The organism is Microbacterium sp. B35-04 (genome assembly GCF_010634885.1).
GTDB lineage: Bacteria > Actinomycetota > Actinomycetes > Actinomycetales > Microbacteriaceae > Microbacterium.
On sequence record NZ_MWLP01000066.1, the window covers coordinates 1 to 19,509 of the forward strand.

The window sequence follows — 19,509 nt, forward strand, 5'->3', positions numbered from 1 at the left end:
GCCGAGCTGATCGGTGACCGCGCTGCCCAGACGTGGGCTGGCCTGTCGATGGACAGCAAACGCGCCGTACTGGAGACCCTCGCGACCGTGACGATCATGCCCTCTGGCTCAGGCAAGTCGTTCGATCCCGACACCGTGTGCGTCAATTGGAGGAGCTAAGGGTCGTCTGCCCTGTCCTCGCAGGAGTACGATCCACCTAGGACGGAGCTGCTCGGGCCCTGGGGGCAACCCCGGGGCCCACTTCCGTTTGGCCGGGGCGGTGGCGCAGGAGGCACCGTGCGATTCAAAGTCGTGGTGACGAAGGTTGAAGTGGCCGAGCTTTGGGTGCGGGCCACCGACGAGGAAGCCGCCGCGCAGAAGATCACAGATGAGCTGAAGACAACTTGGGCGTACGCGGGTCACTGGGAGAGGAAGGCGACCCAGGTCGACGTGATCGAGTCTGAGTCCGAGCCGTTGGGTCGCACGTCGCAGACGGCCGAGCCGTCCGGCCCGATGTTGCTCAAGCTGAAAGATGCTGCGGCCGAACTCGGCATCTCGTACGGGACGTTGCACGCGCTGATGAAGGAGGGCGCCATCGAGCACACCAACGTGGGATCGGGGAAGTACATCTCGCGGGCGTCCCTCGTCGCATTCATTGAGTCGAACACACACCGGTAAGATCGAAGCGCTGGCCTCCGTAGCTCAGTGGAAGAGCCACTCCGTCCTAAGGAGAGGGTCGGGGGTTCGAATCCCTCCGGGGGCACGAACGCGCTTTGCGCGTAGTGGTTATTCGTCGGCGCTCAGCCGCAGTCGGATCGCGGGAGCTCAAAGTGCCGGACGTGTTGCCTGACGTTGCGGGCCTATCGGTGAAGCAGCTGCTCCGGCTAGAAGCAAGCGTCGTCTCTGAGCTTCGACGCCGAGAACTCGTGCGCACCAACAACAAGCCACTGGGCGATATCGCAGAGTATGTGGTCTGGTTAGCCCGCGGCGGCGTTCTCGAACCCAACTCGACCAAGTCGCACGACATCACTACTCCATCGGGCCACCGAATCCAGGTGAAAGCGATGGCGACCCGCACCGCGGGGGCCGGGGCCCGTTTCAGTCCCTTCCGGAGCGCCGGGTATGACACAGCGGTCTTCTTGGTATTCGACGCGGAATTCGAAATCGTGGAGGCCGTGGAGGTTGAAGCGTCGCTCATCGAGCAAACCGTCCGGTTCGTGCCCCACGTCGCCGGCCGACAGCCCAGCCTGAGTCAGGTGCGCACGCTGGGAGACGATGTCACAGCTGAGATGCGCTCGGCTTACGCTCGCATCGACGTACCGTGCCGCGGTTGATCACGTGCCACCGCTGACGCTTCGTGCCGGAAGGATGGGGTTCCGGACTATCCCGCAATTCCTACCAGGCACCGAGCGCACCACACTCCCCCGACTGTCTCGCTCTCCGCTCCTGAGCTGTCGCAGGGGTCACTGGCAGGTCTCCGCCGACCCCAACCCACACCCCACGGCACCCAACGACGCAGGCGGCCGCAGAACGGGCGCGCTGGTCGCGCGGGTGCGCGGCGCGCCGAGCAGTAGCACAAATTTGCGGGTAGTTTTTGGTCCGCTTACCTGGGACTTTCTCGCTGCGGGAGCAAAAGTTGACGAGCGGAGAGTGGCAGGCGTTGGGCACAATAGCCCACATGCCGTTCACTGTGAAGCTGACCTGCCGGGGCACCGCCCGGTATGGTCACTCGCCGCGCACGGTGGCTCAGTTCCATTACGACGGGGGCTGGGCACGCGTTTACGACAAGCGCAAGCAGGATCTCATCCTGCAGGGGCCGACCGGCGAGATTCGTCGAGCGCATCGACTCACGTGTGAGAGATGCGCTCGGAACTTCCACGTCCCGACGGAGCGCCTGTACTCTCTGCTCGACTATGCGCGAGAGCACAGCAACCCGCACGTGCCCCTCGGCTAACGCCAACACAGACTTACAACTGAACAGACAGTCCTCAAGCCACTCGTGCAGTAACGAGAAGTGGATGGGTGCTTACTCCGAGGCTCCTTCGGGAGGCCTCTCAAGCAGCACGCCCGCGTGCTTCCTCACCCGAGGAGCCCTCCATGTCCAAGACTGTCCATTCGGCCACGCCTGAGCCACAAGACACTTCCGAATCTCCCGCCCTGACTGCGCGTCAGGCGGCAGGCTACGTCGCTACCGCTGCCCGTACCGGCGACTCCGAACGCGAGTTCGTCGCCCGACGCAACCTGGCCGAAGCCAAGATCGCTGACGCCATCGACAAGGCCCTCGCTGTCGCTCCCCCGCTCACGGGGCCTCAGGTCGTGCGCTTGACACGCCTGCTGCGCAGCGGGGGTCAGCGTCAGAGCAACGGGGTTCGGCGATGAGCCGCCGCGTCTCCCCCGAAGTGAATTACAGCATCTACGGCCAGCACCTGTCGCAGGCGGTCCAGGCCACACTGATCGCACCGGGAGCCGAGAATCTGTGGGGGTACGCCACGCTCACGGGGACTCGCGAGAGCCCCGAGATGGAAGTGCACACCTTCTCGGACCGGGACAGCATGATCCGTGCGCTGAGCAAGACCTTTAGGGGCCGTCTTCTAAGTGACCTCTACCACACCGTCTACTGCTTCGGCCCGCACAAGCCTCTCCGCCTGCGCGCGGTGATCGAGGAGGACGGCGAGGGCGAACAGAACCCCGAGTGGACCACCGTAACCCGTCCGGTCGGCATGCCCGATGCCGGCGAAGACGAGGCCGAGTCATGACTGCCGACGACGACACCGTGGCCGTCGCCAAGGACTACCCGACGAGCCCGCCCAAAGGCAGGGTCATAAAGGTCACCGACCCCGACGGGAACAGCTTCGAGCTGATCGCAGAAGGTCGCGCCTTCCGCGACTTCATCCTGCATCGAGGCTCGCCGTCATACGGCCTTCAGGGCCAGCGCTCGCGCTACGGCGGACTGCGGGTGCTCTGTTCGGCTGACCGACTGGCCCGTGCCGTGGCTGAAGGCCTCTGCACCATCGAGCTGGCAGCACCGAACACGAAAGAGAGTCCGCAGTGACCCGCAGCAACCGCTCGCGTGCCACAGATGCAGCGAATCGTGGCAAAGACCACATGCTGCGTCACGCGCTGGAGTTGGCCGAGGCTGGCTGGCGCGTCATCCCGCTCAACGGCAAGGTGCCCGTGATCGAAGACTGGCCCAACGAGGCCACGACCGACCCGGCTGTCATCCGCGAGTGGTGGGCAGGCGAGGACTGGAACATCGGCGCGCGCATCCCGGACAACCACGTCGTGATCGACATTGACCCCCAGAACGGGGGTTCCCTGGGGGCACTGGAGAGGCTGGCCGGGGTCAAGATGCCGCCGACGATGTCGATCCGGTCTGGCCGGGGAAGCGGCTCGGTGCACCTGCACTACCTCCGGCCGTTCCCGAAGACGACCAAGGTGCGGATGCCTCCGGGCGTCGACGTGCTCACCAACGCACAGGTCGTCATGCCGCCGAGCATCCACCCGGCTACCGGCAACCGCTACCGCTGGGGCGACAACGTACCCGTGGCTCGCCTGCCGCTGGAGGTCGTCAGCCTCATCAAGCCCAAGCCGTACACCCCTCGTCCGGGAGGCCGCTCGGTCAACATCAGCGCTCTGGTCGGGTACGTGCGTAATCAGCCGAGGGGTCAGCGCCACGACGCGTATCACTGGGCGGTTCGCAGGGCCATCGAGCACGACGCACCCGAGCGCCAGATTCGCAAGCTCATCGAGGCAGCCGAAGACCTCGGCTTCACCCCGCAGGAGGCCCGACGCATCGTCGACTCCGTCAGAAAGGCAACAGCATGACCACCGCTCAGTCACCCTCTGACGAGGAGGGCACTCTCACCCCGAGACAGAAGGCACTGATCAGCCGCAAGGCACGTGAGAGGGAGATCCGGGAACGGGTGCGCTCGCTGGAAATCGGCGAGGAGGCAAGACGTCGACTGGCCGAGAAGAAGGCCGGTGCGCTGGAGATCCCCGAGCCCTACCGGCTGGACCTCTTCCTCAAACGCGAGATGCCCGGCGACGAGGAGTACCTGATCGACGGCTTGTGGCCTGTCGACGGCAACGTCGTGTTCACCGCAGCACGCAAGTTCGGCAAGACGACGGCCGTAGGTAACCTGTGCCGCTCACTGGTCGACGGCGACCCGTTCATGGACTACTTCGAGGTCATGGACACCCGCAAGGTGTACCTGCTCGACTTCGAGATGACTGAACGGATGCTCCAGGGCTGGCTCAGGCATCAGGGCATCCAGCGCAAGCGCTCCATCACGGTGCACCCGCTCCGGGGCCAGGCAAGCACTTTCGCGATCACGGACGACAAGACCCGTGCGCTGTGGGCTCGGATGATCGAGGACACGGGTGCTGAGGTCCTCATCCTCGACCCGCTGCGGCCTGTTATCGACGCGCTCAACATCAAGGAGGCCAACGAGGTCGGCCCGCTCCTTCAGGCGTTCGCAGCACTCAAGCTCGAAGCAGGCCTCCGCGAGGGTCTGGTCGTACACCACCACGGGCACGGGGCGCAGCGCGCTGTGGGAGACAGCCGTCTGGAGACGTGGCCCGACGCCATGTGGTCCGGAACCATGGAAGACCACAGCGACCCGGAGTCGATTCACTACTTCCAGGCCATGGGGCGTGACGTGAACGTGCCGCGTGGCGTGGTCCTGCTCGATGAAGCCCGCCGTCAGACGTTCCGTACCTCAGTGGAGGACGAGGCCAAGGCGGTTCTCTTCGACCGGCTGGTCGAGTGGCTGGAGAAGGCACTGGCCCAAGACCTGGAAGCCGTCGAGCGCGGCGAGACCCCGAAGCATCAGCCGGGTGAACGCAACACCAGTCAGATCGAGGCCGCACGTATCCCGGGGTTCGGTTCCAACGGCAAGTCAGCCAAAGAGCTCGAGATGGCCGTCAATGCCGAGCGCGTAGTGCTGCGGGACGAGGGAAAGGGCAAGTCGAAGTGGTATTCACTCCCCCCACACCGCCAGTAGCCCACCACTACCACCCCTCCTTAAAGGGAGGGAGGGGGGTAGCCGGTAGGGACTACCCCAGGGGTATCAGTCTCAACCCCCACCACCCACCACACCGGCTGTGCGGCGATCAAGCACCCCTCACAGGAAGAGCAGCACCGCATGAACCCAACCGGGCCCCGAGAAGAGCCTCAAGCCGAAGGTCGAGGCCTTCCAGCGCCGTGCAACTGCCGTCAAGGCCACCCACCGCGAGAAGATCGAGGCGATCCGGAAGGACGAGCGCCTGACCTGGGAGGCTAACCAGGAGGACTTGGCCAGGATGGCCGATATCGCACGGCAGGGTCGCTTCTACTCGCACCACATCCTCGATCACCTTGGATCGCGGTCGCGGGCGGCCAGGACACAAGCGGCTTGCATTCGTATATCCCGAACAGACACCGTCCGCCCCAATATGCTCAGGGAAGCTTCAGCATGGGGGTGATCTGGTTTGGCGCCGATCTATCGCGATTTCAGGAGGCCGCCTCAGTGGGCGGTCGATGGGCGGCCGGATCCCGACGATTCTCAAAACTGGCTCGATTGGATGGCCACTGACGGCATCACGCACTACTACCGGCAGTTTCCTGCGAGTACTTGCAGCTTCTGTGGCGGTCCAGTCGACGGGTTCCAACACTGCTACAACTGCCGCACCGCTCGACAGTACATCGACGCGCTGATTGCCCCCTCGTACAGTCTCGATAACGGCCTTGAGTCGCTGGTCCGGAGCTTCAAAGACTTCGATATCAAGTGGCCCGTGTGGGTGCCGCTCGCATCGCTGCTCACCGATGCGATTGAGCGTCATGGGCCCTGTATGAACGCATATCTCGGGCAGGATGCCGTTCATACATGGGTACCCTCGGATGACCAGACGAGAGGGTTCGACCATATCGAGAAGCTCGCGTCGTCTACCGAAGAGATACGAGAGTTCGGTTGGACGCCAAATGTAGTGGTCCGCAACCTAGACCACACCCGGCCGCGTCCCGGGGGCAACGGGTCGTACCTAAAACCGGAGGCCTATGAGGTCGTGTCGGACGTCAGGGGTAGAAACGTTCTACTGCTCGATGATCTGTGGACATCGGGAGCGTCGATGGCCAGCACAGCGGCGGCGCTGAAGGGCGCGGGCGCTCAACGAGTTGTCGGGCTGGTCTTGGGAAGACACTTGAGACGGGACAATCAGACTGCTCCGCAGGTGTTCGCGGAAGTCGAAGCGAGGGGGTGGGAGTTCAGTGACTGCGGAATCCACGCGCGACTATGAGGCGGCGCACGCGTTGGCGGTCCTCGATCTGCCCGGATTCGGTGCGCGAAAGGCTCTCGACGCTTTCCAACACTTCGGCTCCGCAGCCGCCGCATACGAGCGCTTGACGGGGCCTAACGCGACCGACCGTATCTCCGCCTTCGCGGCCGAGCACCCGCTGCGCGACTATCTGGGCATCGTTCACGCGACCTACGCACTCGGCGGCAGCTTCAAGCTTTGGACCGATGCCGACTATCCCGCGAACCTATCTCAGTGGCAGGGCAGGCCGCCGGTTCTCTTCCTTAAGGGTGATCTCGGTGGGCTAACTCCTCGAGCTCTCGCACTTGTTGGGCGCGTGGATCCCACACCGGCCGGAGTGGACGCGGCGGCACGCTTCGCACGCCTCTGCGTAGAAAACGGCATCAACGTGGTCAGCGGGCTCGCGAAGGGAATCGACGGCGCTTCACACCGCGCCGCACTAGAGGACCCGCCTGGGCAAACCTACGCCGTCGTTGGGCACGGACTTGACTTCGCGTACCCCGCCCAGAACAGGGATCTGTACGCCGCTATCCCCGATCATGGGGCCGTCATCTCTCAGTTCCCGACCGGAACCGGCCCTCAACGGTGGACATTTCCCGCGCGCAACGAGGTGATGTGCACGCTCGCGCTCGGGACGGTAATCATCGAGGCGAAGGAGGGATGCGGCTCGATCATTCAGGCTGACTTCTCCTTCAAACACGGTCGCCCGGTATTCATCTTGAGCCGCAACCTCAAGGCGGGCGACGCGGACTGGGCTCGGCAGCTGGTTGCTCGCGGGGCACATGTGATTGAGAACTTCGACCAGGTGCTTGATCTCGTCGAGAGGGCGCATGGAGCACTCTGGGAGAGTAAGCACCGCGAAGAAGCGATGTTCGAGCTAGAGGACCTGACTATGACCCCTGAGCCCCGCGCAGCGTTATTCGACATCGATGGCGTCATTGCTAGCACCATGGACGCAGAGCGTCTTGCCGTTGCCGAGCTGGCTAGCCACTCGCTGCGGCAGGCAGTGGAGCCCGTTAGTGTGCCCGCGTACGGAAGCCCGATACAGAAGCTTGCGGCTCTTGGCGTACCCGACGCCGACGCGGTATACCGCACGTCTTACACATCCGTCTGGGAACGCCACGCTGGTGACCCGACCATCCACGAAGTGGTTGAGACGATTGGTCGGCTGAAGGCGGATGGCTGGAAGCTTGGCGCGATTACCAGCAATAACAGGCAGCGGGCGGAGATCCTAGTGCCGGCCGAGCTTCGTGCACAGTTCGATGCGTTCTTGACCTACGGGAACGGCGGTAAGGACAAGGCTGCCGCGATCGGTGCCTTGATCAGCAAGTGGAATGTTCGCCCGGACCGCGCTTTCTACATTGGCGATCAGCCCAAGGACCTCGTCGCAGCGCGCCAGGCAGGAGTAATGGGAATCGGCGTGCTCTGGGGCTTTGGAACACGCGAGGAGCTCGTTGCTGAGGGTCCAGCGTTGATCCTCGAAACACCAGCAGAGACGCTGACCCTGCTGGATCTCTTCTAGGCTGCGCCTGCGTGCGTCGGGGACTCCGAAAGCGCTCGCGCCACGCCTGACTAGAGCAGCCTTCGCTACCGGCCGTCGGCTGCACTCGGCAGTGATTGCAGGCGAGACGGGCGTCACTGGTCATCGCCATCAGACAGCCGTGGTTGAGCTCCGAGCGCGCCTTCGGGCTGCCGCGCGGCGAAGACGTCTTTCATCTCCTTTCTAACCTCCGCCACCGCTGGAATCGGTACCCGACACCGAGAGGCCCGTGGCGGGGTTGCGCTGGTGGTTTCCCCTATCCAGTCGAGCACCGTTTGCTCGAAGGGTCCCCTTCAGGCAAAGTTCTATTTACTCGAACAGATGTTCGAGGCATCACCGGCCACTGAAGGAGAACATCATGGCCAGCAGGAACACCGCCCCCGTCGAGGTCGAAGCCACGGAGCCCCGTCACCAGCACGTCGTCAACGAGGCCCTCGTCAAGGTCATCCAGGCGCACGGCATCGACATTCAGAAGAATCGGTACAAGGCCATGCGAGCCATCGCCTGGCAGGCATTCGTCGAGTCCATCGAGGCGGGCGACTTCGACGCACTCGTCGAGCGGGCCATCGCCAACGTCGACGAGCTTCCGTCTGGCTGGCAGATAACCGCACCGGTCAAGCCTGCCCAAAAGCCAACCTCAGCCAAGGCGCCGGTAAGGAAGGCGGCGACCACGTGAACCTGTCTGCCTACTGGGCCGCGTACGACGCCACGCTCGCCCGCATCCGCGACGAAAAGCCCGAGACCTTCGAGGCGTTGAAGGCGATCCTCGACCGCTTCCACCAGCCGAGCAGCGGCGACGCCTTCTTTCCCGGCGGCGCTGACGACACCCTCGCCGACGCCTTGCATGCGGCAGGCTGGGAGATCCGTTTCAACGAGGCGGACTACGTGTACATTGCTCGACACCCCCGCACGCGGGCGAAGCTCCACTACGTCGAGGGCGACCTGTACGATCGCACCCGCATCACCAGCGAGGAGGCCGAGCGATGACCACGATGATCGGCTACCTGCGGGTGTCTACCGAGGAGCAGGCCAATAGCGGGCTCGGCTTGGAATCTCAGCGCGACACCATCCAGCGCTACGCCGACACGCATGGCTGGGAGGTGGTCTGGTACATGGACGAAGGCCTCTCAGCCAAGTCACTGCACCGCCCCCAGTTGCAGGCCGCGCTCACACGACTGCACAGCCTGCCGAAGCAGCGCGACGTGGACGGGATCGTGGTCGCCAAGCTCGACCGCCTGAGCCGCAGCGTCCACGACTTCTCGGGCATCCTGAAGGTCTCCGCAGCACGCAAGTGGTCCGTCGTGGCCATCGACCTCGGCGTGGACACCAGCACACCGACAGGCAAGCTCGTGGCCAACGTCATGATGTCGGTTGCCGAGTGGGAACGCGAGGTCATCGGTGAGCGTACGTCTGCCGCCATGCAAGCGGCCAAGCGGCAGGGAAAGCACATGGGGCGGGTATCCGCACTCCCCCGCGGCACCGGCGACCGCCTGCTGACCCTTCGAGCCACCCACACTCTCGCCGGTACCGCCTGGCAGCTCAACGCCGAGGGGCTCACCACGGCCACCGGAGCGGCATGGACCTCGAACAGCGTATGTAAGGCGCAGCATCGGCTGAACGCCCGGCAAGGAACGGAACCGGCGCTCGCCGCCTGAGCTCGCACCCCCGTGCCCACCTAAGCTCCAAATCGATCTGTACATCACCGAAGGACGCCCACGCATGACCATCGCAATCAAACTCACCATGACCCTTGCCACGCTCGCGCTGGCCATGGCTGCGCTCACCGGGTGCGCCGTTGTGGCAACCGCGCCGCAAGCAGCGGAGCCGTCGTCGACGCCAACTGCGAGCCCAACACCAACGCCGACACAGACGTACCTAACGGAACTCCCTGAATGGGCGGAAGGCACGTGGCTCGTCTACCCCGATGGTATGGAGTGCTTCGGCACCGAGGGTTGCCCGAACGACTACCGTGCGTTCTTCGGCGAGCCTGGTCCAGTCCTGCCCGAGCGCGTCGTCTACTACGACCCAGCTCAGCACGACTGCGTCCTGGTCCAGCCCGCTGATGTGACGTGCTGACGTGTTCAAGCTCACCGGAACTCTTGCTGTCGTTTTCCTCGCGACAGTCGTGCTAGCCGGGTGCGCCGACACGACAAGAGCGCCGCAAGCGGCCGACCCGTCGCCGAAGCCCACAGTGAGCCCCTCCTCCACTCCGACATACCTGAGGGAACTTCCGGAGTGGGCTCAGGGTGCGACGTGGATCGTCTACCCCGATGGCGTCCAGTGCATCGGCACCGAGGGATGCGGCGGAGACTACCGCCGCGCCTTCGGCGACCCTGGTCCCGTGCTGCCCGAGGGTGTCGTCTACTACCACCCCGAAATCCACGACTGCGTCTACGTCCAGCCGGTCGGACGAGACTGCTGATGAAGCCCCCGAAGACCCCCTCCATTCCGGACGGGGGGCCTTCGGCATTCGAGGCTCAGCCAGTCATGCCGGACCGGATCCAGTCCTGCACGCGCCAGATGGCGTTGTACAGGTTGAGCGGTGCCAGGTCGTAGGTGTCCCAGCGCTGGCCGACGTGGGCGGTCCAGGCCGGGATGCGGCCGCAGCAGACGCGGTGCCCGAACAGGCTGAACAGAAGATTGCAGAGCTTGCCACGCATAGGGGTATCCCCTTCATCGTCGCCGGCCCCCGGATGGGGCTAGCGTTGATGGCTGCTCATCCCGCGAGCGTACCCCGCCAGTGCGCCTTCGTCACGCGAAAGGTTCGCAGCAGGCTCGTCCACTATGGTCGCGTAGAGGCGGGGGTGCTGAGCAACAACCACCGCAAGGAGGAGGCAACCATGGACCGCGGTGACAAGGCACGGACGCGTGACTACATCGGTCAGTACCTGGATGTGTCGGGTTCGCGCCTGTCGGACTATCAGGCTCAGCGCCTGGTGGACTTCATCGAGAACTACGACAAGTACCGCGGGCAGTCGTTCACAAAGAAGCGCTCTACACCTGGGTGGGGCTCCGACGGACGATACGAGCGCACCGAGATCATCATCGATACGTTCACCGACGCGGTGGGCATCCAACGCGAAACGCTGCACCGCTATGACGACGGCCAGGAAGACCGCTACGCCGAGAACATCACTACCGCCCGCGGCATCCTCGACTGGCTAGACGCCCACCGCTGAAAGCTCGGGCGTCTAGGGCAGCAGCTTCAGTGCCGGTCGAGGCTCTGCTGACAGACCGGAACGCGCTGGTTCGGGCCACGTCGGGAAGTCATGGGTGCGCCCACCGAACGCGAGGATGGTCTGCTCCGCCAGATCGCACGCGGCCTGGACGAAGCCCTCAGCGCCCATCACGCGCATCGAATGTCCGCCTTGCGCGAGCGGCCAAAGCGCGCCTGATTCGTTCGACGCCTTCCGCGGATCCTGGCCATGGCTCAGGAGGTCGCGAAGACTCTTCATGTCGCCAAGATAGGCATTGAGCGACTGAGTACCGCTGTAGACCGCCCACCTCGAACGGCTTCCGCCGACGGGGATCTGGATGCGCGTCCGCACGCCCCAGTCGTTCGTGAAGAGCCTGACGCCGTAGCGCTCCCCGGCACTGCGCAACTTGTCGGGGTTGAGCGGCAGCGCCCGGGCGCTTGAGGGGTCCCTCAAGACATCGTTGAAGAATCCTTCCAGAGCCGCGTAGGTCATTGTGAAAATGGCCCATCGGAGTGCGTATTGCTTGGACGAGCTCCCGAGCCGGCGACCGTCGAGTCCATGGAGGGCGTCTATGTCGCGGTGCAGCGTCAGCAGGAGGGTGGCGTTGATAAGCCCGCCTGCCAGGTCGCGGGCAGCGTCGACGACATCAGGGAGACGATGATGCGCTGCCATGAGCCGACGCTACCGGGTGCGAACACCGTCACAATTCATCGGCGCTCACTCATCCACGCCAACCAGCTGAAGCGATCCGTGTCGGCCGGTCAGAGCAGAGATCGCATCCTCGGCCCCCTGAACAGCTGCAGTCTCCAATCGGTCGGCTTCAGCTGCGAGACGTATGGCCTCTTCGCTGAGATCGGCGATGGCTTCCTCCAGCGCGGCGTCGAACCGCGGGAGAAGAACGTTCCTGATGTCCTGAGGGTCGAGGTGCGGCACCGACGTCCCCGAGGCGTACCGAACGACACGCGGACGGCCGTAGTCAACGTGGTTGAGGGCTGTCTGCAGGTAGCCCGTTCGGGCGCGAGTACGGTCCGGAACGATCCGAATGAGGTCGTGGCTACCGAAGACGCCGTCATGATTCTCGGTGAGCACCGTGGTCCGCCCCAGCAGCCCATACGTCTGCCCTGAGCAGGCCATGATGATCCAGCCGCTGCGGAGCATGTACTTCTTGGAGTCCGGAAGCAGCGCGGAGTAGACACGTTTGGTTACCGGCGCATTCACGTCGAAGAGCTCGCTCGCTGAGCGGTAAGGCGTGCCGTTGTCTCCGAAGTAGCGCTTGAACCTCGCGCCAACAGTCACCGACTTGACCACCTCGATGAGCGGTTGGACCTTATTGCTCGACCTCCGAACAAGATCCTCAACCTGCAGTACACCAGCCCGGTGGAACTGCCCCTCCATCCGGCGACGCCCCGCGAGGAGGCTCGATGCGCGCACAGTTGAGGAGACCGCATCGTGGACAGGCTCGTTAGAGGGGTTGACCGCTGCGGCATACATCTCATCTGCCCGCGCCTGAAGGCGGCGCGCCGACCGTCGCATCTCGAGCGCTGCATCCGCGTCTCGGCCTACGCGGCGGCGAGTCTCGATATCGGGCATCGCGACAGGCATACCGAGCACATGCTCCGGCTCTAGGTGCTTGATCATGTGCCCGTACTGCGAACTACGCGCGATCGCGAAGAACGTAGGCGTTTTCATGTAGGCGTAGAGCCAGCCGTAATCGGCAGCGTCGCGAGGGACTACGCGTAGCAGGTCGTGGGTGACGACCTTGTCGAGGTGCTCATCGTAGACCGCCGTCACCCGTCCGACCTCGCCTGAGCAAGACATCATGATCCAGTCGGATTCGAGGTAGCGAGTTTCGGAACGCGGGACCATCGCGGTGGCCAGCCACTTGCGCACGCGGGGCTGACTCTCGAAGACCTGCCCCGCCGACAAGAACGGGAGTCCCTTCCCAGGGTCCACCTGAAAGCCCTTGAGTCGCGAGGGCTGCCACACGTCCGCGACCTTGGACATCGGCAACGATGAGGGCACTAGCTCCAAGCCTTGACGGAGGCCATATCCGTCGGTCAGGAAGGTGGACGCCTCGAGTCGGCGGTCGCCCCGCGTGAGGACACGAGAGCTAACGGGTGCCCACAGAACGCGAGACTCAGTTGCTTCACCGTCAAGCTGGTCAGGGAGCTCCTGTGTCAGAGAGTCCTGAGCCATGCCCGAAACTCCTCCGCGATCTCGTGCGTGTTGTCGTCGACGACTCGCTCCTTAGCTAGGTGCTTCTGCTCCTCGCCGTCGCCGTCCGCTGCGGTCGTAACGGCGTCCTCCGTCTCCCGAACGATCTCGAAGCCCTGGTCATCACGCATGTAGACGGAATTGCCGCGCTTGTCGTGACCGATATGGTCACAGATAGCCATGAAGATGTCATAGTCATTGATCCGACCGGCCGCGATCTCGTCCCGCACCTCCTGCTCGGACTTGCGCTGCAGGACGAGCACTGAGGTCTGAACGCTAGTGCCCGGCTGGAAAGTGTCCGGGTGCAGGTCGATCGAAGCGAGGACCGTGGCGTAGGTCAGTATCCACTGCCGCACGAAACCGAGGCCGGGGCTGCCCAGGATGCCGTCCGGGAGCACCAGCGCGGCACGTCCTGTGCCCGGCTTCAAGAGCTGGATGCAGCGCTCGATGAAGAGGATCTCCGGCGGGCGCGATGTCGTCTTGGTGGTCTTCACCCAGACGTCCCGCTCCTCGTCGTAATCCCACTGGTGGCCGAGATCGAACTGCTCGAGGATCGCGGGCTCATCGATGGGAATCTTCGAGCCGAATGGCGGGTTCGTGAGAATCACGTCGACGGAACCGATGAGGTCTCGGTTTCGCAGGTCATCGGTCCACCGCGTCGGGTTGTCGAGGGAGTTCGCCTGAAAAAGACCCCCGGATCCGTCATTGTTCATGACCATATTCATCTTGGTCGCGCGCACAAGATTCGGGTTGAAGTCCAGCCCGACGAGCTTGTTCTCGAGGAAGTACTTCTTGCGGTCCCGAAGCGTCTCATCCTGGAGCTGGCGGCTGCGGCCTGACGCACGGACCTCTTGCTTGAGGGACGCCAGAACGTGGTTCATCGCGGCGATGAGGAAGCCGCCAGTGCCGCACGCGGGGTCGAGGATGAGGTCCTTGTCCCCCGGGTCCAACATGTTGACCATCATGTTGCAGACGTTGCGGGGCGTGAAAAACTCGCCGCGATCGCCGCGAAGGTTCGAGCCGACGATCTCTTCGTAGGCCTTGCCCTTGACGTCGACGTCCGAATCGAGGAGCGAAAACATCTGCAGCTGCGTAACGATGTACGCGAGCACCTTTGGCTCGAGCTCAATCTGCTCGGTCGGCTTGAAGATCTGCGGGTACTGCTTCAGGACGGTCTCGAAGAGCTTGCCAATGCGGCTGGCGCAGCGCATCAGGCCGGTCATGTTCTGACGCTCCTTGGGTGTTGCGTAGAACTGGGGCGATGCCGAGTCGCGCTCATCCTGGATCTTGCAGAAGATGAGCTTGAGCAGCTCCCAGAACGCCTCCGGCTTCTGCATCCCCTGGTTGCCTGCGATGTAGCTGTGCGCCCGGCGGAACGCGAACAGTAGCGAATCCGACGCGGCAGGACGCAACTGGTCGAAGCGCGGCGTACCAGCCTCGGCAGTGTCCCCGCTGTGAGGGATGTCCGGGATCTCTACTTCCACGCGCTTTCCATGGCTATCGACCTCGAACGCGTAGCTCGACATGTCCTCGCCGTTGGTCCACATGCCGACCTCGACGTTGGGGCAAGCGGCCATGTAGCTGAGCATCTGTTCGACGCCGTCCTTCTTCATCGACGGCCGGACCTTGCCGTTCTTGCACTCGATGATGAGCCAGGCGGTCGACTGGGTCTGCTCGGCAGCCTTTAGGCCCGGGGGGAATACGACGATGTCGACGCGCACCCGGCGGCTGCCAAACTTGATCGGAAACTCGACCCGGATGTCCGCCTTGTCATAGCCATACTCGCGAACGAGTGACTTCAGGATCTCCTGACGGACATACTCCTCTGGGGTGTCTTGCCGAAGCGTCACACCATCAATGAAGTCGAGGACCTTGCCCGGAGGCACAATGGCGAAGCCCCCATGTGGGGCGATGCTCTGAATGCTCACGCTGTTCTTTCTCGTTCCCAACCGCCGCGGAAGCGCGACTCCTGCCCTGCCGAGGTCGGCGAGGCGGCCGTCTAGGCAGGCTACCGTGCTGCGGGGACAGAGCGATGCTCGGACCACGCGCGTCGCCCAGGCGCGGTCGCCTTAGTACGTTTTCGCAATTGCGGCGGGGAAGAGCATGTAGATCTCCTTCCGCCCGGCGCGCTCGATGAGGGCGCGCTTGGCGTCCTCGCGGGCGTCCAGCGCCTGTGCCTGCAGCACATGTGCGAGCGGGGCGCCGCGCTCGATCGCGGCGACGAGCTGATCGATCGAACGGGTCAGAGCCGGGATCTCGAGTCCGACCGCCAGGCGCGTGAGCGACTCCGACAGCGACGAACCGGTGCCGACGGCGACGATCACGCCTCTCAGCTCCGTCGTGAGCTCCCCCGCACCCACCTCGCTCACGCGCCGGAGCGAGTCGAGGATGCCCTCGCCGGCAGACAGGCACAGCGCGAGGAACTCCAGCACCGTGGGCAGTTCCTCCTCGATCCGCGCCGCGCGAGCGCGGGCGGCGTTGGTCAGCCAGGCGTCGTACGCGAGCCCGGCGGCGACGGCCGCGACCGGTGGCAGCAGACCGAGCACCGGCGATCCGCGCCCGGCGAGCACGAGCGCGACGACGACGCACCCGCCGACGCCGAGGCCCACGATCGCCCAGCCGAGCTGGCGGCTGCGGAATCTCGCGGGGTCGATGGTCCATGCCGCGCGGTGCAGGCGTCGTGCGAGGATCGCGTCACCGCCCGCCAGGCGGGCGAGCCTTCCCCGCGCCAGCAGGGACCAGGTGGAGGTGCTCCAGGCGAAGGGCGATCCCCCGCCGCCGGCTCCCGCGACGTCGAGGCCGCGTGGGTCCGTGATGTCCCGGATGTACGGCGCGATGCGGCGCGCCAGGCTCGGTGCACCCCAGCGCGGCGCGAGCGAGATCAGCAGGCACACGCCGACGCCGAGTGCCGTGCCGAGCACGATGGCGAAGGCGACGTCGCTCACGCCGGTGACGATCATCCGAACCACCGCCGCGGCTCGGGCAGGCGGCCGAGCCGGATCATGAGCCGATAGGCGACCAGCGAGACCGCCGCGCCGACGAGGATCAGGGCGATCCCGCCCGGGCTGGCGTAGGCGCTCGCTCCCTCCGGGCGCATCGCAAGCAGTGCGAGGATCACCCACGGGGCGACCACGCCCAGCACCGCTGCGCCGCGGACCCACGACTGCCGCGACTCGACCTCGGCGCGCAGCGCCGCATCCGCGCGCACCGACGAGGCCAATGCTCGAAGGACGGAGGTGAGCTCGGTGCCCCCGACCTGTCGCGCCATCCGCAGTGTCTCGACGATCCGATCGGACACGGGGTCTGCGAGGGCGGTCTTCAGGCGCTGGATGCTGGAGTCGAAGTGGCCGGACGCCGCGACGTCGCGCGCGAACCCGGCGAACGCCGGTCGCAGCTCGGCGGGTGCCGAGTCGGCGAGGCTCCCCACCGCGTCGGGAAGCGACATCCCGGCACGCACCGAGGCGATGAGCAGGTCGCACACATCGGGCCAGAGTCCTCGGCGGGTGCGCAGGAGCTTGGAGCGCCGCGCTCGCAGCCAGGCGAACGGGGCGATCGCCCCCGCCGCCGCGGCGACGAGCGCGAGCGCGGCGACCGGCGCGACGAGCCACGCGATCGCTGCCGCCACCACGGCACAGAGGCCCGCGACGACCACCATCGACGCCACGGAGACGCGGGCCATCCCCGCATCTTCGAGCAGCCGGGCGATCCGACCTCGGTGCACCGACTCGGCTCTCGTACGGGAGCCGGCTGGCCACAGCCACGGCGACGCCACCAGCAGCAGCCCCGCCGCGAGCACGGCACCCCACAAGAAGGTCACGGGGCGTCCGCCCGGTAGAGGGTGCGCGCCGTGATCACGCCGTCGGCCACGCCGGTCGGCGCGACGATCTCGACCACGCGCCGTGCGCCCGAGGCGTCTCGTTCGCAGTGCGCCACGAGCTGGACGGATGCCGCCACCGCCGGCTGCACGAAGCTCGCGTCGATGTTGCGCCCGGCAAGGAGCGGCAGCGCCGCGAGCTTGGCGAGAGCCTCGCGTGCAGAGTTGGCGTGGATGGTGGCCGCGCCCGGCACGCCGGTGTTGAGCGCCAGCAGCAGATCGAGGGCCTCGGCGTCGCGCACCTCACCGACGACCAGGCGGTCGGGGCGCATGCGCAGCGCTTCTTTGACGAGCCGTCGCAGCGTCACCTCGCCGGTGCCTTCGAGGCTGGGCTGTCGTCCTTGCAGCGACACGAGGTCGGCCGCGGCGACGGCGAGCTCGAACGTCTCCTCCACCGTCACGATCCGATGCTCGGGCGGGCACGCCGCGATGAGCGCGCCCAGCAGCGTCGTCTTGCCCGCGTGCGTCGCCCCCGACACCAGTACCGACCGCCCGGCGATCATCGCGTCGCGCAGCAGAGTGGCGGCTTCCGGGGCGATCGAGCCGGCCGCGACCAGACGGCCGAGATCACGGTACGCCGGAAGGAACTTGCGGATGTTGACAGCCCAGTGCCGGCGGGTGATGTCGGGGATCACCACGTGGAGCCGGCTGCCATCGGGGAGGGAGGCGTCCACGAACGGCTGGCTCAGGTCGACGCGACGGCCGCTGGACTGCAGCATCCGTTCCACCAGGTCTCGCACGGCGGTGTCGGTGAGCATGAGAGGCACCCGCTCGGCGACACCCGCCCGCGCCACGAAGATCCGGTCGGGAGCATTGATCCACACCTCCTCCACCGTCGGATCGTCGAGGTAGGCCTGCAGCGGTCCGAAGCCGGCGACGGCGGCCAGGACCTCCCGTACGCACGCCGTCTCGTCGTCGACCGGCGCCATCCCACGAGCCAGGGCGAAGTCATTGTGACGGCGCACCTCGGCCCGGGCCACCTGCGCCGCGAACTCGGGATCACGGGTCGGATCCGACCGCTCGGCACGCAGCCTCTCGCGCACCCGTTCCGCCACGAGGGTCGCGACGGGAGCGGTGGAGGAGGTCACGTCAGCATCCTCGCAATTCGTCGCGGAGCCAGCCGAAAGTTATCCACAGATGCGGCCGCCGCCCTCGAGGGGCAGGATGGAGCCACCGACGAAAGGACGACGATGATGACGAAGACGGAACTGGCGCCGGCGGCGAAGGCAGGCCTCGGCGTCCTCGGCCTCGTGCAGGTCGTGTTCGCGTTCCTGGCGTTCTGGGATCTGTCCCACCGCGAGGCCGACGAGGTGCGCGGGCCCAAGGCGGCGTGGGTCCCAGCGATCCTCGTGAACTGGATCGGCCCGGCGAGCTACTTCCTGTTCGGTATCCGCCGCTGATCCCGGCCCGAAGCGGGGGCCAGCCCCACAGCCGACCCCCAGTCCCCTCAGTAGACTGAGAGCCACTTGCGGGAGTGGTGAAATCGGCAGACACGCAGGATTTAGGTTCCTGTGCCTTCGGGCGTGTGGGTTCAAGTCCCACCTTCCGCACGCGAGTTCTCGCAATCTCCGCCGACTGACGACGGGAAACCCATCGTGCACGCTGTTCCCACCGCCTTGATCCCCTGGCTGGATCCGGCCGCCATCATCGAATGGGCGGGCCCCTGGGCGCTCGTCGCCGTGTGCTTCATCGTCTTCGCCGAGACGGGACTGCTCATCGGATTCCTCCTCCCCGGCGACACGCTCCTCGTCATCTCGGGCCTGCTGTCGCACCCGCAGTCGTATGCGCCGCACGGCGTGTTCGGGATCAGCGTGTGGTGGGTGGCGCTGCTGATCGGTCTTGCCGCGTTCGTCGGCGGAGAGGTCGGCTACTACATCGGCCACAAGGGCGGCCCGGCGGTCTTCGAGAAGAAGGAGTCCGGGCTGTTCAGCGTGAAGAACGTCGAGCGCACGAACGCGTTCTTCGAGCGGTTCGGCGGGCTGACGATCATCCTGGCCCGCTTCGTGCCGATCGTGCGCACCTTCGCCCCCGTGGCGGCGGGCGTCGGGCACATGAACAAGTGGAAGTACACGCTCTACAACTTCATCGGCGCGGTGCTGTGGGGCTTCGGCCTCACCATGTTCGGCTACGCCATCGGGTTCATCCCGCCGGTCGCCACCTTCGTCGAGAACTACATCGACCTGATCCTGCTCGCCGCGGTCGGCGGCACGGCGCTCGTGACGCTGTGGCACTACTTCCGCGAGCGCAGCAAGGCGAAGAAGGCCGCAGCAGCCGGTGAGGATGTCGTCACCGACCACAGCGAGGCCGAGGCGCTCGTGCTCGATCCCGAGGTGTTCGACCGCGGCACCGAGCACCAAGAGGGTGGCGCCCCGAGGGCCTGAGCCCCGCCGGCCTGACGCGACGGCGAGCCGTGG

24 protein-coding genes and 2 tRNA genes are annotated in these 19,509 nt (G+C 65.5%); 19 read left to right on the forward strand and 7 right to left on the reverse strand.

Features of this window, described 5'->3' with window-relative positions; all coding sequences use genetic code 11:
• Window positions 1-276 precede the first annotated feature (276 nt).
• The 15 genes from B1729_RS14565 (at window position 277) to B1729_RS14635 (ending at window position 10,232) form a co-directional block, all read left to right on the forward strand.
• Window positions 277-657: a helix-turn-helix domain-containing protein gene (locus tag B1729_RS14565; RefSeq protein ID WP_163633455.1), complete on the forward strand. Its 381-nt coding sequence runs from the start codon at window positions 277-279 to the stop codon at window positions 655-657.
• A gap of 13 nt (window positions 658-670) precedes the next feature.
• Window positions 671-742 (forward strand) — tRNA-Arg (locus B1729_RS14570).
• Between the two features lie 163 nt (window positions 743-905).
• Complete coding sequence (locus B1729_RS14575) at window positions 906-1,313, forward strand: hypothetical protein (RefSeq protein ID WP_239539659.1); 408 nt, start codon at window positions 906-908, stop codon at window positions 1,311-1,313.
• Between the two features lie 763 nt (window positions 1,314-2,076).
• Window positions 2,077-2,358 (forward strand): hypothetical protein, encoded by a 282-nt coding sequence (locus B1729_RS14580; protein WP_204318935.1) that lies wholly within the window; start codon window positions 2,077-2,079, stop codon window positions 2,356-2,358.
• Window positions 2,355-2,735 carry a hypothetical protein gene (locus B1729_RS14585; protein WP_163633457.1) on the forward strand — a complete coding sequence of 127 codons (381 nt, stop codon included), beginning with the start codon at window positions 2,355-2,357 and terminating at the stop codon, window positions 2,733-2,735. The genes B1729_RS14580 and B1729_RS14585 overlap by 4 nt, the downstream gene beginning before the upstream one ends.
• Window positions 2,732-3,031, forward strand: a complete 300-nt coding sequence (locus B1729_RS14590; protein ID WP_163633459.1) for a hypothetical protein — start codon at window positions 2,732-2,734, stop codon at window positions 3,029-3,031. Before B1729_RS14585 ends, B1729_RS14590 begins: the two co-directional genes overlap by 4 nt.
• A 53-nt stretch (window positions 3,032-3,084) precedes the next feature.
• Complete coding sequence (locus B1729_RS14595) at window positions 3,085-3,804, forward strand: bifunctional DNA primase/polymerase (RefSeq protein WP_204318936.1); 720 nt, start codon at window positions 3,085-3,087, stop codon at window positions 3,802-3,804.
• On the forward strand, window positions 3,801-4,982 hold the full coding sequence (locus B1729_RS14600) for an AAA family ATPase (protein ID WP_163633463.1): 1,182 nt from the start codon (window positions 3,801-3,803) through the stop codon (window positions 4,980-4,982). Before B1729_RS14595 ends, B1729_RS14600 begins: the two co-directional genes overlap by 4 nt.
• A 559-nt stretch (window positions 4,983-5,541) precedes the next feature.
• Window positions 5,542-6,252: a phosphoribosyltransferase gene (locus tag B1729_RS14605; protein ID WP_163633465.1), complete on the forward strand. Its 711-nt coding sequence runs from the start codon at window positions 5,542-5,544 to the stop codon at window positions 6,250-6,252.
• The gene (locus B1729_RS14610) at window positions 6,224-7,792 is read left to right on the forward strand and encodes an HAD-IA family hydrolase (protein ID WP_163633467.1); all 1,569 of its coding nucleotides are present in this window, start codon (window positions 6,224-6,226) and stop codon (window positions 7,790-7,792) included. The genes B1729_RS14605 and B1729_RS14610 overlap by 29 nt, the downstream gene beginning before the upstream one ends.
• A 376-nt stretch (window positions 7,793-8,168) precedes the next feature.
• On the forward strand, window positions 8,169-8,486 hold the full coding sequence (locus B1729_RS14615) for a hypothetical protein (protein WP_163633469.1): 318 nt from the start codon (window positions 8,169-8,171) through the stop codon (window positions 8,484-8,486).
• Window positions 8,483-8,797 (forward strand): hypothetical protein, encoded by a 315-nt coding sequence (locus B1729_RS14620; protein ID WP_163633471.1) that lies wholly within the window; start codon window positions 8,483-8,485, stop codon window positions 8,795-8,797. The genes B1729_RS14615 and B1729_RS14620 overlap by 4 nt, the downstream gene beginning before the upstream one ends.
• A complete protein-coding gene (locus B1729_RS14625; RefSeq protein ID WP_163633472.1) occupies window positions 8,794-9,465 on the forward strand; it encodes a recombinase family protein in 672 nt (223 codons plus the stop codon). Before B1729_RS14620 ends, B1729_RS14625 begins: the two co-directional genes overlap by 4 nt.
• Before the next feature lie 64 nt (window positions 9,466-9,529).
• Window positions 9,530-9,886, forward strand: a complete 357-nt coding sequence (locus B1729_RS14630) for a hypothetical protein (protein WP_163633474.1) — start codon at window positions 9,530-9,532, stop codon at window positions 9,884-9,886.
• Between the two features lie 115 nt (window positions 9,887-10,001).
• Window positions 10,002-10,232 (forward strand): hypothetical protein, encoded by a 231-nt coding sequence (locus B1729_RS14635; protein WP_163633476.1) that lies wholly within the window; start codon window positions 10,002-10,004, stop codon window positions 10,230-10,232.
• A 55-nt stretch (window positions 10,233-10,287) separates the two neighbouring features.
• On the opposite strand, the gene B1729_RS14640 is transcribed toward B1729_RS14635, so the two are convergent.
• Complete coding sequence (locus B1729_RS14640) at window positions 10,288-10,470, reverse strand: hypothetical protein (protein WP_163633477.1); 183 nt, start codon at window positions 10,468-10,470, stop codon at window positions 10,288-10,290.
• 180 nt (window positions 10,471-10,650) lie between these two features.
• On the opposite strand from B1729_RS14640, the gene B1729_RS14645 reads away from it, so the two are divergent.
• Entirely contained in the window at window positions 10,651-10,989 is a 339-nt protein-coding gene (locus tag B1729_RS14645) for a hypothetical protein (protein WP_163633479.1), read from the forward strand.
• A gap of 12 nt (window positions 10,990-11,001) precedes the next feature.
• Here B1729_RS14645 and B1729_RS14650 read toward each other — a convergent pair whose 3' ends face one another.
• The 6 genes from B1729_RS14650 to B1729_RS14675 all read right to left on the reverse strand — a co-directional run bounded on the left by B1729_RS14650 (window position 11,002) and on the right by B1729_RS14675 (window position 18,183).
• Window positions 11,002-11,679: a hypothetical protein gene (locus B1729_RS14650; RefSeq protein ID WP_163633481.1), complete on the reverse strand. Its 678-nt coding sequence runs from the start codon at window positions 11,677-11,679 to the stop codon at window positions 11,002-11,004.
• Window positions 11,680-11,724: 45 nt separating this feature from the next.
• Window positions 11,725-13,011, reverse strand: a complete 1,287-nt coding sequence (locus B1729_RS14655; protein WP_163633483.1) for a hypothetical protein — start codon at window positions 13,009-13,011, stop codon at window positions 11,725-11,727.
• 173 nt (window positions 13,012-13,184) lie between these two features.
• Complete coding sequence (locus tag B1729_RS14660; RefSeq protein ID WP_204318937.1) at window positions 13,185-15,149, reverse strand: N-6 DNA methylase; 1,965 nt, start codon at window positions 15,147-15,149, stop codon at window positions 13,185-13,187.
• Window positions 15,150-15,290: 141 nt separating this feature from the next.
• Window positions 15,291-16,166 (reverse strand): type II secretion system F family protein, encoded by an 876-nt coding sequence (locus B1729_RS14665; RefSeq protein ID WP_239539660.1) that lies wholly within the window; start codon window positions 16,164-16,166, stop codon window positions 15,291-15,293.
• A gap of 11 nt (window positions 16,167-16,177) precedes the next feature.
• Entirely contained in the window at window positions 16,178-17,038 is an 861-nt protein-coding gene (locus B1729_RS14670) for a type II secretion system F family protein (protein ID WP_163617477.1), read from the reverse strand.
• Window positions 17,035-18,183, reverse strand: coding sequence for an ATPase, T2SS/T4P/T4SS family (locus B1729_RS14675; protein WP_163617478.1), 1,149 nt, complete (start codon window positions 18,181-18,183; stop codon window positions 17,035-17,037). Before B1729_RS14675 ends, B1729_RS14670 begins: the two co-directional genes overlap by 4 nt.
• 105 nt (window positions 18,184-18,288) lie before the next feature.
• Here B1729_RS14675 and B1729_RS14680 point away from each other — a divergent pair, with 105 nt between their 5' ends.
• From B1729_RS14680 to B1729_RS14690, 3 genes are all read left to right on the forward strand, one after another.
• The gene (locus B1729_RS14680; protein WP_239525795.1) at window positions 18,289-18,495 is read left to right on the forward strand and encodes a PLDc N-terminal domain-containing protein; all 207 of its coding nucleotides are present in this window, start codon (window positions 18,289-18,291) and stop codon (window positions 18,493-18,495) included.
• A gap of 68 nt (window positions 18,496-18,563) precedes the next feature.
• Window positions 18,564-18,645, forward strand: a tRNA-Leu gene (locus B1729_RS14685).
• A 45-nt stretch (window positions 18,646-18,690) separates the two neighbouring features.
• Entirely contained in the window at window positions 18,691-19,476 is a 786-nt protein-coding gene (locus B1729_RS14690; protein ID WP_163633487.1) for a VTT domain-containing protein, read from the forward strand.
• The last annotated feature ends 33 nt before the right edge of the window (window positions 19,477-19,509 follow it).

Bases quoted from the DNA above. Each gene is read 5' to 3' on its own strand.
- B1729_RS14650 (WP_163633481.1), bottom strand. From the start codon at position 11,679: ATGGCAGCGCATCATCGTCTCCCTGATGTCGTCGACGCTGCCCGCGAC.
- B1729_RS14585 (WP_163633457.1), top strand. From the start codon at position 2,355: ATGAGCCGCCGCGTCTCCCCCGAAGTGAATTACAGCATCTACGGCCAG.
- B1729_RS14640 (WP_163633477.1), bottom strand. From the start codon at position 10,470: ATGCGTGGCAAGCTCTGCAATCTTCTGTTCAGCCTGTTCGGGCACCGC.
- B1729_RS14655 (WP_163633483.1), bottom strand. From the start codon at position 13,011: ATGTCCAAGGTCGCGGACGTGTGGCAGCCCTCGCGACTCAAGGGCTTT.
- B1729_RS14680 (WP_239525795.1), top strand. From the start codon at position 18,289: ATGACGAAGACGGAACTGGCGCCGGCGGCGAAGGCAGGCCTCGGCGTC.
- B1729_RS14625 (WP_163633472.1), top strand. From the start codon at position 8,794: ATGACCACGATGATCGGCTACCTGCGGGTGTCTACCGAGGAGCAGGCC.
- B1729_RS14590 (WP_163633459.1), top strand. From the start codon at position 2,732: ATGACTGCCGACGACGACACCGTGGCCGTCGCCAAGGACTACCCGACG.
- B1729_RS14615 (WP_163633469.1), top strand. From the start codon at position 8,169: ATGGCCAGCAGGAACACCGCCCCCGTCGAGGTCGAAGCCACGGAGCCC.
- B1729_RS14580 (WP_204318935.1), top strand. From the start codon at position 2,077: ATGTCCAAGACTGTCCATTCGGCCACGCCTGAGCCACAAGACACTTCC.
- B1729_RS14600 (WP_163633463.1), top strand. From the start codon at position 3,801: ATGACCACCGCTCAGTCACCCTCTGACGAGGAGGGCACTCTCACCCCG.
- B1729_RS14605 (WP_163633465.1), top strand. From the start codon at position 5,542: ATGGCCACTGACGGCATCACGCACTACTACCGGCAGTTTCCTGCGAGT.
- B1729_RS14630 (WP_163633474.1), top strand. From the start codon at position 9,530: ATGACCATCGCAATCAAACTCACCATGACCCTTGCCACGCTCGCGCTG.
- B1729_RS14645 (WP_163633479.1), top strand. From the start codon at position 10,651: ATGGACCGCGGTGACAAGGCACGGACGCGTGACTACATCGGTCAGTAC.
- B1729_RS14595 (WP_204318936.1), top strand. From the start codon at position 3,085: ATGCTGCGTCACGCGCTGGAGTTGGCCGAGGCTGGCTGGCGCGTCATC.